Source organism: Azotobacter chroococcum (assembly GCF_002220155.1).
GTDB lineage: Bacteria > Pseudomonadota > Gammaproteobacteria > Pseudomonadales > Pseudomonadaceae > Azotobacter > Azotobacter chroococcum.
Genome location: NZ_CP011835.1, coordinates 952,895 through 966,887, shown reverse-complemented (window position 1 = coordinate 966,887; position 13,993 = coordinate 952,895). Strand labels below are relative to the sequence as shown.

Sequence of the window (13,993 nt, the reverse complement as noted above, 5' to 3'; positions counted from 1 at the left end):
CGCCATGCAGCACGCACCACTGATCCTGCCGGCACCGGCCAAGCTCAACCTGATGCTGCACATCCTCGGCCGCCGCGCCGACGGCTACCACGAGCTGCAGACCCTGTTCCAGTTCCTCGACCATGGCGACGAACTCGGCTTTGCCGTGCGCGAGGACGGCATGATCCGTCTGCACACGGAGATTCCCGGCGTGCCCCACGACAGCAACCTGATCGTCCGCGCCGCACGCCAGCTGCAGCGGCAGAGCGGCTGCCGGCGGGGCGCCGACATCTGGCTGGACAAGCGCCTGCCGATGGGCGGCGGCATCGGCGGCGGCAGTTCGGACGCGGCGACCACCCTGCTCGCCCTCGACCACCTCTGGCAGCTGGACTGGGGCGAGGACCGCCTGGCCGAACTGGGTCTGGCCCTGGGCGCCGACGTGCCGGTCTTCGTGCGCGGCCGCGCAGCCTTCGCCGAGGGCGTCGGCGAACGCCTGCAACCGGTCGAACTGGAAGAGCCCTGGTTCCTCGTCGTGGCACCGCAAGTCACTGTCAGCACAGCAGAAATTTTTTCCGACCCGGAGTTGACACGCAACACACCGGCCATTACAGTTCGCAGCCTCCTTGCTGGGGATGGTCATAACGACTGCCAGCCAGTCGTCGAAAAGCGCTATCCGGAAGTCCGTAACGCTTTGAACTGGCTGAACAAATTCGTCCCGGCCAGAATGACCGGGACTGGAGCTTGCGTGTTTGGGAGCTTCCCAAACCGGGATGATGCTGATAAAGTCGCCCGCCAACTTCCAGTGACCATGCCGGGTTTCGTCGCCCAAGGTCGCAACATTTCCATGTTGCATCGCAGGCTAGAAGCGCTGGTGCAGGGAGTGAATGCCTAGCATTCGATGATTGTGCGCTACAGGGGCGTCGCCAAGCGGTAAGGCAGCAGGTTTTGATCCTGCCATGCGTTGGTTCGAATCCAGCCGCCCCTGCCATCTCCCTCCCGGAGTTCGCATGCATCGCCGGGCATTCAAGGATGTAACGCCACAGGGGCGTCGCCAAGCGGTAAGGCAGCAGGTTTTGATCCTGCCATGCGTTGGTTCGAATCCAGCCGCCCCTGCCATATCTCAGGAAGCTGTTCAAAAATGCCGCAATCACGCCGCCTTTTTGAGCAGCTTTTTAATTTCATCGGGTCCACCCTCAGCCGGCAGGTACTGCGCGTGTCCAAGATGATGGTCTTCACGGGGAATGCCAACCCCGATCTGGCGCGTCGCGTCGTACGTCAGCTGCATATCCCCCTCGGCGATGCCTCCGTAGGCAAGTTCTCCGATGGCGAAATCAGCGTTGAAATCAACGAGAACGTCCGCGGCAAGGACGTCTTCCTGATTCAACCGACTTGCGCGCCGACCAACGACAACCTCATGGAACTGGTGGTGATGGCCGACGCCTTCCGCCGCTCCTCGGCCTCGCGGATCACCGCGGTCGTCCCCTACTTCGGCTATGCCCGCCAGGACCGCCGCCCGCGCTCCGCCCGCGTGGCGATCAGCGCCAAGGTGGTGGCCGACATGCTCGACGTGGTCGGCGTCAACCGCGTGCTCACCGTCGACCTGCACGCCGATCAGATCCAGGGCTTCTTCGACATCCCGGTGGACAACATCTACGGCTCGCCGGTGCTGGTCGACGACATCCAGGCGCAGCGCTTCGAGAACCTGATGATCGTCTCCCCGGACATCGGTGGCGTGGTGCGCGCCCGTGCCGTCGCCAAGTCCCTGGGCGTGGATCTGGCAATCATCGACAAGCGCCGGCCGAAGGCCAACCAGTCGGAAGTCATGCACATCATCGGCGACGTGGAGGGCCGTACCTGCATCCTGGTCGACGACATGGTCGACACCGCCGGTACCCTGTGCCACGCGGCCAAGGCCCTCAAGGAACACGGCGCCGCCAAGGTATATGCCTACTGCACCCACCCGGTGCTGTCCGGTCGCGCCATCGAGAACCTCGAGGGCTCGGTGATGGACGAGCTGGTGGTGACCAACACCATTCCGCTGTCCGCCGCTGCCCAGGCCTGCCCGCGCATCCGCCAGCTGGACATCGCCCCGGTGGTAGCCGAAGCAGTGCGCCGCATCAGCAACGAGGAATCCATCAGCGCCATGTTCCGCTAGGAGCGGGCGCCGATATCACCGCCCCGCCAAATGCGGGGCCCTCAGCCATCGCCCGGATGCTGGTCGCAAGCATCGCGGGCGATGCTGTCATTCTGGAGAAACGCAATGACCAATTTTGCCCTGAATGCCGAAGTGCGTTCCGACCTGGGGAAAGGTGCGAGCCGCCGCCTGCGTCGTAACGCCAGCCTGGTTCCCGCCGTGATCTACGGTGGCGACAAGGCTCCGCTGTCCATCAGCGTGCTGGCCAAGGAAATCGCCAAGCTGATCGAAGACGAGGCCGCCTTCAGCCACGTGATCGCCCTGAACGTCGCCGGCACCACCGAGACCGTGCTGATCAAGGCCCTGCAGCGCCATCCGTCCAAGGCCGTCGTGATGCACGCCGACTTCCTGCGCGTGGTTGCCGACCACAAGCTGACCGCCCACGTGCCGCTGCACTTCGTCAACGCCGAGAACTCGGTCGGCGTGAAGCAGCAGGGTGGCGAAGTCTCCCACACCATCTCCGAAGTGGAAGTGTCCTGCCTGCCGAAGGACCTGCCGGAGTTCATCGAAGTCGACCTGGCCAACGTCGAAGTCGGTCAGATCGTCCACCTGTCCAACCTGAGCGTTCCGGCCGGCGTCGAGCTGGTGGCCCTGGCCCACGGCAACGACCTGGCGGTGGCCAACATCCACGCTTCCCGCGTGAAGGAAGAAGGCGCCGAGTAATTCCTCGGAGTCCAGGAGGGCCCCTGCGATGACTGCCGTGCAACTGATCGTCGGCCTGGGAAATCCCGGCCATGAATACGAGCAGACCCGGCACAACGCAGGGGCCCTCTTCGTCGAGCGCGTGGCGTCCGCCAAGGGCGTCGGCCTCAGCGCCGACAAGAAGTATTTCGGCCTGGTCGGCAAGTTCAGCCACCAGGGCCGCGACGTTCGTCTGCTCATCCCCACCACCTACATGAACCGCAGCGGCCAGTCCGTGGCGGCGCTGGCGAACTTCTTCCGCATCCCGCCAGCGGCCATCCTGGTGGCCCACGACGAACTCGACATGCCCCCCGGCACCGCCCGACTCAAGCAGGGTGGCGGCCATGGCGGGCACAACGGGCTCAGGGACATCATCGCCCAGCTCGGCAACCAGAATTCCTTCCATCGCCTGCGGCTCGGCATCGGCCACCCCGGCGACAAGACTCTCGTCTCCGGCTTCGTGCTCAGCCGGGCTCCGCGCAGCGAACAGGAAAAGCTCGAGGCCAGCATCGACTTCGCCCTCGACGTGCTGCCGGACATGCTCGACGGCCACTGGACCCGCGCCATGCAGCAGCTGCACAGCAGGAAAGCCTGAGCCACCCTTTTCCACCGACTTCAGCTCTGCGAGGGACACACCATGGGATTCAACTGCGGCATCGTCGGCCTGCCCAACGTCGGCAAGTCCACCCTGTTCAACGCCCTCACCAAGTCCGGCATCGCCGCCGAGAACTTCCCGTTCTGCACCATCGAGCCGAACAGCGGCATCGTGCCGATGCCCGACTCGCGCCTCGACGCCCTGGCCGAGATCGTCAAGCCCGAGCGCGTGCTGCCGACCACCATGGAGTTCGTCGACATCGCCGGCCTGGTGGCGGGCGCCTCCAAGGGTGAGGGCCTGGGCAACAAGTTCCTCGCCAACATCCGCGAGACCGATGCGATCGCCCACGTGGTGCGCTGCTTCGAGGACGACAACGTGCTCCACGTGTCCAACAGCGTCGATCCCAGGCGCGACATCGAGATCATCGACCTCGAACTGATCTTCGCCGACCTCGACAGCTGCGAGAAGCAACTGCAGAAGGTCGCGCGCAACGCCAAGGGCGGTGACAAGGAAGCCCTCGCGCAGAAGGCCCTGCTGGAAAAGCTGATTCCCCACTTCAGCGCCGGCAAGCCGGCCCGCTCACTGATGAAGAGCTTGGGCGACGAGGAAAAGCGCCTGATCAAGGGCTTCCATCTGCTCACCAGCAAGCCGGTGATGTACATCGCCAACGTCGCCGAGGACGGCTTCGAGAACAACCCGCATCTCGACGTGGTGAAAGCCATCGCCGAGGAAGAAGGCGCCATCGTGGTGCCGGTGTGCAACAAGATCGAAGCGGAAATCGCCGAACTCGACGACGACGAGGAAAAGCAGATGTTCCTCGAGTCCATGGGCATGGAGGAACCGGGCCTGAACCGCGTGATCCGCGCCGGCTACCAGCTTCTCAACCTGCAGACCTACTTCACCGCCGGCGTGAAGGAAGTGCGCGCCTGGACCGTCAAGATCGGCGCCACCGCGCCGCAGGCCGCCGCGGTGATCCACACCGACTTCGAGAAAGGCTTCATCCGCGCCGAAGTCATCGCCTACGACGACTTCATCCAGTACAAGGGCGAAGCCGGCGCCAAGGAAGCCGGCAAGTGGCGCCTGGAAGGCAAGGACTACATCGTGAAAGATGGCGACGTGATGCACTTCCGGTTCAACGTCTGATCGTCCGACCCGGCCCCTCGAGGACCAACGAAGTACCTCGTCACCCCCTGTGAAAACCTTGTCTTCGCAGAGGGTGGCTGACCCAGCCATAGCTTCACGCGCGGTAAGCAACCCCCACCTGTATGCACAACCGTATCGAGCAGCCCTTCACCCCTCCGCCCTCGATGCCCAATAGAATTTCAAGCCGATCAACATCTTAGCCGCCAGATGCGGCGACATCTCATATTGGAAAAAGTTCCACACGAAAATAAGATGCCTTCCTTTTGCCAGCATATCAAAAGGAGCAAAAAGTGGAGCCTATGTATGTGAAAGCCCCTCCCCCCGCCGACGAGATCGATCTTCGGGAGCTGTTGGCAAGCCTGTGGTCCGAGCGCTTCCTGATAGTCGCAGTCGCGCTGCTGATCAGTGCGACGGCAGCCGCCTACGCCTTTCTGGCCAGGCCCTACTATGAGGTCAGGAGCGTGCTGCATCCTCCGGTGCTCAAGGCACTCGATGAGCTCAACTCGACCGGCGTGTACTCCCTGGATGCTGAAACCGCCCTAAAACGTGTCGGGGCTGCGCTGGCGTCCTACACGAATCGCCTCGCCTTCTTCAAAGCCCACGAAGAGCAGTTCGCCTTTCTCCTCAAGACAAATCAAACCTTTGGGCAGTTCTTCGATGTCTTCAACCTGGAAGCATTCAAGATGCTGCAACCCGACCCGAAGAAAAACGAAGGGCTGTCGCCCCATGTAGGAATTTCCTTCACCTACCCCGAAGGAGTGGACGGCGTGCGCCTGACCAACGACTTCGTGGACTTCGCCATTGCCTCGGAGCGCAAGAAGATCGAGGACGACTTTGCCACGGTCGTACAGAACAAACTGGCCCTGGTGGAGCGCCGGATCGAAGCCGAACGCGCCAGATACCTGTCGGCCAAGGATGCCCAGGTTGCCAAATTGCTGGAGGCGGACGCCCTTGAGCGTGCCCAGTTGCAGGATGAACTGGAGGCCCTGCGCAACGAGCTGCGTACCCGTCGCGACAATCGCATAGCCCAGCTGAACGAGGCGATCCGCATTGCGACCGCTCTGAATATCCGCAAGCCGACCACTCCGAATGCCATGGGAGAGAACGGCAAGTCTGCTCAGGGCAATATGATCCGTACGGAAGTCAACAACCGGGAGATTCCCCTGTATTTCATGGGTGTGGATGCACTGGAGGCAGAGCGTGATGTGCTGGAAAAGCGCCGCTCCGACGACTTCACCTCGCCACGCATCGCTGAAATCCAGAAGAGGTTGCGCCTGCTGGAAACGAACCGGCAGGTCGAACTGCTCAAGCAGCGCAAGGACAAGGACGAGGATCTGTTTCTGAATGATCTGGACCAGTTGATTGGCGAGGCGGCCCGCCTTCGCAACCTGAAGGTCGACTTTTCCAATCTATCCCTGGTGAAAATCGATCAACTGGCGATCGAGCCGCTCAAGCCTGTCAAGCCCAAGAGAGTCCTGATCCTCGCTCTGGGCGCGCTTCTGGGAGGCATGCTCGGAGTATTCATCGCACTTCTGCGCAGCATGATGCGCAAGAGCGCACCAGCCGGCAAAAAGCTTTCTCCCCTGCCCCACTTGCCCCTTCAGGACAATCAGCAGATCGCCGCCTGACTCTACCTCCCGCAAAGGGCCGCATAGGCCAACTCCTTCGATGTATCCGAGACAGCCATGGATGGCTTGTCCGCTCCCGAGGTCGATACCCTCGATGGGAGGCGGCAACGATGTCCGCGGTGTTCGTCAGCAATCTTGCATGCGCCGGACAGCACGGCGAACACTGCCTGCACAGTGGCGGACTCACGAAGCGGGATGTCTGTCGGACTGACAGCCACATACCGGCAGCCCGCCTGCAGGCAGCCCTCTTACCTCCCTCCCAGCTGCCCGAGCAACTGCCAGCCCAGCGACACCAGCGCCAGTCCGGCGACCGCTGCCAGGGCCAGGCGATTGCGTCCGGCGTTCCGATCCTGCGCCTCCTCCAGAAACTGCAAACGAGCCTCCACATTGCCCAGCGCCTCGGCCCTGGCCTTCAGCTCGCTCTCCAGCCGTTCCAGCGCCTCGTCCTTGCGCTTCGACTCGTCCGCCAGTTGCGCCAGTGCCTCGCCCCGGAGCCTCAGCTCGCCCTCCAGTTGCAGCAGCGCCTTGCGCTGCGCCTCCAGGAGCCGGGCCTGCTCCTGCTGCCAGGCCCCCTGGCGCAGCTCGAGGTTGCCGAGCGCCTTGCGCAGCGGCAGGACGTTCTGTTCCAGGGTGGCGACGACTTCCTGGCGAAACTTCGCCAGCCGCTCCGACAGCGCCTCGCGCAGTTGCCGGGCCGCCGCCTCCTGGGCCTCGATCCGCGCCTGGCCCGCCTGCGCCTGCTGCTGCAGCTTCCGCTCCAGCTCTACCGCACCGGCGGCGGCCCTGTCCGCAGCGGCCTCCAGCTCCGTCCGCACCTGGTCGATATGATCGCGGAACTCGTCGAACAGCTTCTTCTCCAGCCCGGCCTGGCGCTGGGTGAAGTCGCGGCCCAGGTCGTCGAGCCGGGTGCGCCAGTCGCTGACCGCGGTGACCAGATCCTCGGCCACGCAGACGACCATCTGCTGGTTGAGCGCCTCCATCTGCGACTCGGCCTGCTCCAGGCGCTTCACGCTGCCGACCAGCCGGTCGGTCTGCTCCGCCGTGACGTCCCGGGCCTCCAGCAGGCCCCGGTTGGCCAGGTCGATCTCCTGCTGCTGCTGCTCGAGCGCCCGCTGCTGACCGAGAATCCTGCGGTTCTGCTCCTCGAGGAGGTCGGCCTGCTGCCTGAGCATGTTCTGCTGCTGCAGGAGAACCTGCTGCTGGTCGCTCAGGACCTTGGAGATCGCCGCATTGACGATCAGCAGTTGCGAGGACTTCTGCGACAGGCTGCCGATCGACTTCTGCAGATCGATCTGCGCGTCCTGCAGCTTGTCGTCGCGGTCCTTCCACCAGTTGCCGATCAGGCTGCCGCCCTTCTTCTCCTGGCGCGCCCGCTCCAGTTCCTCGGCGCTCCGGCCGACCTCGTCCTGGGCGGACAGCATGCCGCCGACCAGTCCCTTGATGTCGGCCGAGCGGATGATCTGCTCGGAAACCTCCACGGAGGAGAAGGCCTGCACGATCTGCAGCTCCTGTCCGCTCCGCTTGTCCGCGTCGTGTTCCACAAAAATCGTCCCGGGGAAAGCTCAATGGTTACCGGTATTGTCCAGAAAACCGCTGGCGCCTTTGCCCGGTCGGTTGGCAAATTCGTCACATCGCGCGGCAGCCGGCCGGCCAGAATGTCGCACGGGGCTGTCCTCTCAGCCGGACATCACCCAACGCCAGCCAATGTCCGCTCCCGCCAACGCCGCAAGCAGGTCCCCCACCTGCAGCCGCTCCAGCTCGGCGCGCAGCCGCTGCGGCCAGTCGTCCGGCCGGCCGCAGCGCCAGGCCGTGGCGGCGCGCTGCAGTCGCGCCGGCCGGCTGCCCGCGTCGAGGGCCTCCAGCGCCGCCCGACGGGCCGAAGCCAGTCGCTCGGCATCCAGACCGGCGAGGCGGAGCTGCTGCACGACGAGAAACTCCCGGATCGCCTGCTGCAGACGCGCGGCCGGAACGTGCGGCGATTGCACACCCAATTGCAGCTCGGCGCCCTCCTCGGCGTCGACGAAACGGCAGAACAGCGCATAGCCCAGCCCCTGCTCGACGCGCAGGGCCTGATGGAAGGCGCCCGGCCAGAGGATCGCCAGCAGGCGCCAGGCCGCCTCCCGGCGCGGCTCGCCGGGCGGCGCCAGCAGACGCAGGAGGACCGCCTGTTCGCTCCCCGCGATCCCCAGATGCAGTTCGCGTTCGCCGCCGGCCGCCAGCCGCGGCGGAGCCGGTGCCGCGGGACGACACATTCCCTGCAGCAGCGGCAGCACGGCGGGCGGCACCTCGCCCATGCGCCAGCCGCACAGGCCGGCGGCCATCAGGCACTCGGCAACCCGTGCAGACAGGCCGGCCTCGTCCAGCGCCTCCAGCCGGCGGGCGAGCGCATCCTCGTCGACCGGCTGGCGCGTCCGCGCTGCCGGATGGGCCAACAGGCGGCGCAGGAGGATCTGCCGCGCCTGCGCGTCGCGGCGCCGCTGCCAGGCCTCGCGCCAGCATGCCGCGTCGCCCTCGCGCAACGCCGCCAGCAGGCGCTCCAGCGCCAGCGGCAAAGCAGCTGGCGGTCCGCTCAGGCACAGGCTCAGGCGTCCGGCACCGCTCGACAGCTGGCAATCGAGACCGAACGGCTGCGCTTCGCCAAGCAGCGCGGCCCAGCGCTCGGCCAGCGCCAGCTCCGCCAGTTCCGCCGCCAGTTGCGCCTCCACGCCCGACTCTGCCGCCTGCCAGACGAGCAGCAATGCGGCATGGCCCGGACGCAGCAGCTCCGCGCCGGTGCTGCGCCACACCGCCGGCCAGTCTCCCGCAGCGGCCTGAAGCGGTGGCGCCTGGAAAGGATTGGCCGGCGCGAGCTGCCACGCCTCCTGCACCGGCGGCAGCTCGGCCAGCGGCATCACCAGCCGGCGCACCGGAAAGCGCGGAGTGAACTCGCCCTGCGGCAGGGCGGCGCGGCAGCACTGCAGGACCAGCGGCGGCTGCGCCAGCGGGTTCAGCCATTCGCCCAGCTCGGCACCGGCCGTCGGTGCCGGCCACAGCGCCGGCACGGCGCCGCCCTGGCGCTGCCAGCGCTCCAGCCAGAGCGCGGCGCGCTCCAGCGGCGCCCGCTCGTACTCGTCCCAGGCCTGGCTGATGCGCCCGTTTTCGGCCAGGAGCGGATCGCCGATCCGCTCCGGCGCCGCCTGCAGCCAGGCCAGCCAATCCCGGCAGAGGGCGGCGATCTCTTCCTCGCGGCCACTGCCCTCCTCCAGCAGCTCCAGATGCAGGGCCAGCAGCGCCCGCCCGGCATCCACCGGATGCAGCTCCAGACGGGCCTGCTGCGCCAGACCACGGGCACGCAGCACGCCAAACAGACTGCCGGCGTCGCTGCGCTGCAGCGCCTGGCGCAACCGCTCGAGGGCCGGTTCGTCGCGCATGGGGATATGCGCCAGCAACCACCACAGGCTCATGCGCCGCCGCTTCGGCTGCTCCAGCTCCAGGCGCAGAGGACTCTGTCCTGTCGGCCAGGGCGACGGCCAGGCGGGCGCCGGCACAGGGACGCCGCCCGGCAGCGCGCCGGCAATGGCGCAGGCCTGCGTCTCCAACTCGCCCAGGGACTGCGGCCCGCAAAGCAGCAGGCGCAGGTTTTCGCCCCGGTAATGCCGGGCATGCCAGGCGCGCAGCTCGGCGAGAAAACCGGGGGCCTGCGGATCGAGGCTGTCGCGCGCGCCGGCATGAAAATGCGCCAGCGGATGGGCCGGATCGAGCAGACCGGCCAGCGCACCGAACAGCTGGCTGTCGCCGTCCTGGCAACGCGCCAGGTACTCGGCATGCAGCACCTCGCGCTCGGCGAGCAGCCGCTCGGGCAGCAGCAGCGGCCGCGCCAGCAGGGCGCAGAACCGTTCGAGGGCCGGGACCAGCTCGCCCGCCGGCATCTCCAGGTAGTACTGGGTATGAAGGCCAAGGGTGCGGGCGTTGTAGCGCCCGCCGCGGCCGTGCACGTACCCGGCGAAGGCGCCGACCTCGGCGAAGCCTGCGCTGCCGAGGAACAGGCAATGTTCGAGAAAGTGCGCCAGTCCCGGCCAGGACTCGGGTTCGTGCAGGCTGCCGGCGTCCACCCCGGCGGCCAGGGCCACGCGGCTGGCCTGCGGGTCGTGCAGCAGGGTCGCCTGCACGCCGTTGTCCAGGCGCAGGCTGCGTTGGCGCAGCGCCGGCAGTTCCCCCATGGCCTGGCCCCTCAATCCAGCAGATCCACATAGAAGCGCCATTCGCGCTCCAGCGCATCGGCCAGATGGGCGGCCTGGCGAAAGCCGTGGCGCTCGTCGGGATACAGGCGGTACTCCACCGGCACGCCCCGCGCGCGCAGGGCGGCGACCATCGCCTCGGTCTGCTCCGGCACCACCACCGCGTCCAGCCCGCCCTGGAAGAAGATCACCGGCGCCGCGATGCGCCCGGCGTGCAGCAGCGGCGTGCGCTGCCGGTAGCGTTCGGCGTCGCGCGCGGGATCGCCGATCAGCCAGTCCAGGTAGTCGCCCTCGAACTTGTGGGTGACCCGGCGCAGGCTCAACGGATCGCTGACCCCGTACAGGCTGGCGCCGCCGCGAAACAGCTGATGGAAGGCCAGTGCGCACAGCGCGGTGTAGCCGCCGGCGCTGGCGCCGCGGACGAAGGCCCGCGCCGGGTCGATCAGCCCCGCCTCGCCCAGATGGCGGGCCAGCGCACAGGCGTCCTCCACCTCGATCCGCCCCCACTCGCCCGCCAGGCGCAGCCGGAAGGCCCGCCCGAAGCCGCTGGAGCCGCGGTAGTTGAGATCGGCCACGGCGAAGCCGCGCTGGGTCCAGAACTGGATGCGCGGATCGAACACCGGGTAGCAGGCCGAGGTCGGCCCGCCATGGAGGAACACCACCAGCGGCGGCCGCTCATCCGCGGGCACGCTGCAGGCGGCATTGCGCGGCGGATAGAAGAAAGCCTGGGCGGACTCGCCCTCGTCCGTGGCGAAGCGGATCGACGCAGGGCGCGACAGCTCCTCCGCGGAGAGCGGCCGCTCCCCGCCGGCCAGCACGTGCACGCGACCGGAATCGCGGGCGATGGCCAGCACGGCCGGCAGGCGGTCGGGCGCCGCCGCGATGCAGTAGAAGTGCTGCGCGTCGCTGGCCAACTGACGGAAGCGCGAGAACTCGGCAGCCAGGCGCCGCTCGCGGCCATCGGCGGTGCGCTCGACCAGCAGGCCCCAGCCTTCTTCAAGGCGCGCCAGCAGCCAGCCGCCATCTTCCAGTGGCAGGTGGCTGACAGTGCCCAGTTGCCAGGGCGCCGGGGCGTGGTCGGCCTCCGCCATGAGCCGAGGCTCGCTCCAGCCAGCGGTGCCGGTGCTGGACAAGGCGGCGCCGTTGCCCACCGGGTGGCCGGCCCCAGGAGCCGGATGCCATTGCCCGCCCCGCTCCGCCCACGGCTGCCACCAGCCGGCGCGGTCACTCAGGCAGGTCAGCCGGCCGTCGTCGGTGAACATCGGTTGCTGCAGCGAATCGTCGCCCGCCGCGCCGGCCAGCACCTCGCGGGCGCCAAGCGAACCATCGGCAAGTACCGCCGCCAGGCATAGGCGGGTGGCGGTCCACGGCAGTTCGGGACGGTCCCACTCGATCCAGGCCAGGCGCCGGCCGTCGTCGCTCAGCCGCGGCGCGGCATAGAAGTCGGCGCCCTCGGCCAGCACCCGCCGCGTGCCGTCGGCCAAGCCCAGACCGACCAGGCGATGGATCACGCGGTCCTGTTCGCGGCTTTCCTCCACCGCCAGCACCGCGTTCCAGGCCGGGGTGAACTGCAGGTCGCCGTAGCGGCAGTGGGAACGCGCGCTCAGCGCTTCGGGGACGCTGCCGGCGGCGCCGCCCAGGCGGTAGAGCTGCTGGTCCGCCTCGTCGACCAGAACCACGCCGTCCCCGACGACGCAGAAGGCGCCGCCGCCGTATTCGTAGACCCGGCTGCGCACCGAGCGGCCGGGCGGGGTCAGCCGCCGCGCGGCGCCCTCGCGCCACAGCCACAGGCTGCAGCCCGCCTCCTGCGGGTCGAACTGCAGCCAGAGCAGCCCGCCAAGACCGGTGCGCAGCTCGGCGAAGTCGCGGCTGGCCGCGGCGGCGTCGCCGGCCGACCAGCGACTGGGCCAGTCGCCGCAGGGCAGCGGCTCGGCAGCCTCAGCCTGTCGATGGCTCCCACGCTCCTGCGTGGGAGCCATACCCGCGCGACTCGAACGCTCCCCGGACGCCAGAGCGTCCACGGCAGCGTTCCCATGCGGGAGCGTGGGAACGATCGGCCTCTTGGCACTCCCCATCGGCCTCGCCCCTCAGCCCTTGCAGATGATCTGCGAGGCGCGGACGTTGCGCTGAACCAGCTCGTCCAGCCCCTTCGGCGCCTCCTCCGCCTCGCGGCGGGCGTCAAGGATCAGGCCGTGATGAGCCGACTTGCCGCACACCGGGTCGGTCGCCTCGGCGTCGCCGGTGAGCAGGAAAGCCTGGCAGCGGCAGCCGCCGAAGTCGCGGTCCTTCTCGTCGCAGGAGCGGCACGGCTCGGGCAGCCAGTCGTCGCCGCGAAAGCGGTTGAAGCCGAAGGAGTCGAACCAGATGTGCCGCAGGCTGTGCTCGCGCACGTTGGGGAACTGCACCGGCAGCAGCTTCGCGCTGTGGCACGGCAGCGCGGTGCCGTCCGGGGCGATGTCGAGGAACAGGCTGCCCCAGCCGCCCATGCAGGCCTTGGGGCGCTCCTCGTAGTAGTCCGGGGTGACGAAGATCAGCTTGCACGGATGCTTCTGCGCGGCGAGCTTCTCCCGCCACTGATTGGTGATGCGCTCGGCGCGCTCCAGCTGCGCCCGGGTCGGCAGCAGCCCGGCACGATTGAGCTCGGCCCAGCCGTAGAACTGGCAGGTCGCCAGCTCGACGAAGTCGGCCTCCAGTTCGAGGCACAGCTCGATGATCCGCTCGATATCGTCGATGTTGTGCCGGTGGGTGACGAAGTTGAGCACCATCGGGTAGCCGTGGGCCTTGACCGCGCGGGCCATCGCCAGCTTCTGGGCGAAGGCCTTGCTTGATCCGGCCAGCAGGTTGTTCAGCTCCTCGTCGGCGGCCTGGAAGCTGACCTGGATATGGTCGAGGCCGGCCTCGGCGAACTCGGCGATGCGCGCCTCGCTGAGGCCGATGCCGGAGGTGATCAGGTTGGTGTAGTAGCCCATGCCGCGGGCGGCGCGAATCAGCTCGGTCAGGTCCTGGCGCACCAAGGGCTCGCCGCCGGAGAAGCCGAGCTGGGCGGCGCCCAGCTCGCGGGCCTGGCGGAACACCTCGATCCACTGCGCGGTGGAGAGCTCCTCGCCGTGGCGGGCGAAGTCCAGCGGGTTGGAGCAGTACGGGCACTGCAGCGGGCAGCGGTAGGTCAGCTCGGCGAGCAGCCACAGCGGCGGGCCGGGCACGTAGCCGGGCTTAGCGAAGCTCGATCCAGAATCGCTCACGCGCCACCTCCAGAAATTCCAGGATGTCCGTCTCGATGCCCTCGGCCTCCGGGAAGCGCTCGCGCAGGCCGGCGACGATCGCGGCGACGCTGCGCACCCCGTCGACCTCGGCGAGGATCGCCCCGGCGCTGCCGTTGAGCTTGATCATCCCCTCGGGATAGAGCAGCACGTGGCAGTCCTGCGCCGGCTCCCACTGGAAGCGAAAGCCGCGGCGCAGCACCGGTACCTTTTGCAGAAGGTCCTCGCTCATGGGCATGTCCCCTGCGTAGGGTGGGAAACGCGCGCAGCGCTTTCCCACCACTGGCTGCGACGGT

At 67.6% G+C, this 13,993-nt stretch carries 11 protein-coding genes and 2 tRNA genes; 8 read left to right on the top strand and 5 right to left on the bottom strand.

Features of this window, described 5'->3' with window-relative positions; all coding sequences use genetic code 11:
• The first annotated feature begins 4 nt into the window (after nucleotides 1-4).
• The 8 genes from ispE to ACG10_RS04410 all read left to right on the top strand — a co-directional run bounded on the left by ispE (nucleotide 5) and on the right by ACG10_RS04410 (nucleotide 6,220).
• A complete protein-coding gene (gene ispE / locus ACG10_RS04445; RefSeq protein ID WP_089167289.1) occupies nucleotides 5-871 on the top strand; it encodes a 4-(cytidine 5'-diphospho)-2-C-methyl-D-erythritol kinase in 867 nt (288 codons plus the stop codon).
• Nucleotides 872-892: 21 nt separating this feature from the next.
• A tRNA-Gln gene (locus tag ACG10_RS04440) sits at nucleotides 893-967 on the top strand.
• A gap of 53 nt (nucleotides 968-1,020) precedes the next feature.
• Nucleotides 1,021-1,095: transfer RNA gene (locus ACG10_RS04435), tRNA-Gln, on the top strand.
• A 97-nt stretch (nucleotides 1,096-1,192) separates the two neighbouring features.
• Nucleotides 1,193-2,134, top strand: coding sequence for a ribose-phosphate pyrophosphokinase (locus ACG10_RS04430; protein ID WP_089169790.1), 942 nt, complete (start codon nucleotides 1,193-1,195; stop codon nucleotides 2,132-2,134).
• A 105-nt stretch (nucleotides 2,135-2,239) separates the two neighbouring features.
• Complete coding sequence (locus ACG10_RS04425) at nucleotides 2,240-2,836, top strand: 50S ribosomal protein L25/general stress protein Ctc (RefSeq protein WP_039802219.1); 597 nt, start codon at nucleotides 2,240-2,242, stop codon at nucleotides 2,834-2,836.
• A gap of 28 nt (nucleotides 2,837-2,864) precedes the next feature.
• Nucleotides 2,865-3,449, top strand: a complete 585-nt coding sequence (gene pth, locus ACG10_RS04420) for an aminoacyl-tRNA hydrolase (protein ID WP_039802217.1) — start codon at nucleotides 2,865-2,867, stop codon at nucleotides 3,447-3,449.
• Between the two features lie 42 nt (nucleotides 3,450-3,491).
• Nucleotides 3,492-4,592 carry a redox-regulated ATPase YchF gene (gene ychF / locus ACG10_RS04415; protein ID WP_089167288.1) on the top strand — a complete coding sequence of 367 codons (1,101 nt, stop codon included), beginning with the start codon at nucleotides 3,492-3,494 and terminating at the stop codon, nucleotides 4,590-4,592.
• A gap of 299 nt (nucleotides 4,593-4,891) precedes the next feature.
• Nucleotides 4,892-6,220 carry a Wzz/FepE/Etk N-terminal domain-containing protein gene (locus ACG10_RS04410; RefSeq protein ID WP_089167287.1) on the top strand — a complete coding sequence of 443 codons (1,329 nt, stop codon included), beginning with the start codon at nucleotides 4,892-4,894 and terminating at the stop codon, nucleotides 6,218-6,220.
• 248 nt (nucleotides 6,221-6,468) lie between these two features.
• Here the strand turns inward: ACG10_RS04410 and ACG10_RS04405 are convergent, their stop codons facing one another.
• The 5 genes from ACG10_RS04405 to pqqD form a co-directional block, all read right to left on the bottom strand.
• Nucleotides 6,469-7,761, bottom strand: a complete 1,293-nt coding sequence (locus ACG10_RS04405) for a coiled-coil domain-containing protein (RefSeq protein ID WP_089167286.1) — start codon at nucleotides 7,759-7,761, stop codon at nucleotides 6,469-6,471.
• A 135-nt stretch (nucleotides 7,762-7,896) separates the two neighbouring features.
• Nucleotides 7,897-10,419, bottom strand: a complete 2,523-nt coding sequence (locus ACG10_RS04400; protein ID WP_089167285.1) for an insulinase family protein — start codon at nucleotides 10,417-10,419, stop codon at nucleotides 7,897-7,899.
• 11 nt (nucleotides 10,420-10,430) lie between these two features.
• Nucleotides 10,431-12,416, bottom strand: a complete 1,986-nt coding sequence (locus tag ACG10_RS04395; protein ID WP_089167284.1) for an alpha/beta hydrolase family protein — start codon at nucleotides 12,414-12,416, stop codon at nucleotides 10,431-10,433.
• A 108-nt stretch (nucleotides 12,417-12,524) separates the two neighbouring features.
• Nucleotides 12,525-13,679 (bottom strand): pyrroloquinoline quinone biosynthesis protein PqqE, encoded by a 1,155-nt coding sequence (gene pqqE / locus ACG10_RS04390; protein ID WP_089167283.1) that lies wholly within the window; start codon nucleotides 13,677-13,679, stop codon nucleotides 12,525-12,527.
• Nucleotides 13,651-13,929 (bottom strand): pyrroloquinoline quinone biosynthesis peptide chaperone PqqD, encoded by a 279-nt coding sequence (gene pqqD, locus ACG10_RS04385; protein WP_089167282.1) that lies wholly within the window; start codon nucleotides 13,927-13,929, stop codon nucleotides 13,651-13,653. Before pqqD ends, pqqE begins: the two co-directional genes overlap by 29 nt.
• Nucleotides 13,930-13,993 lie beyond the last annotated feature (64 nt).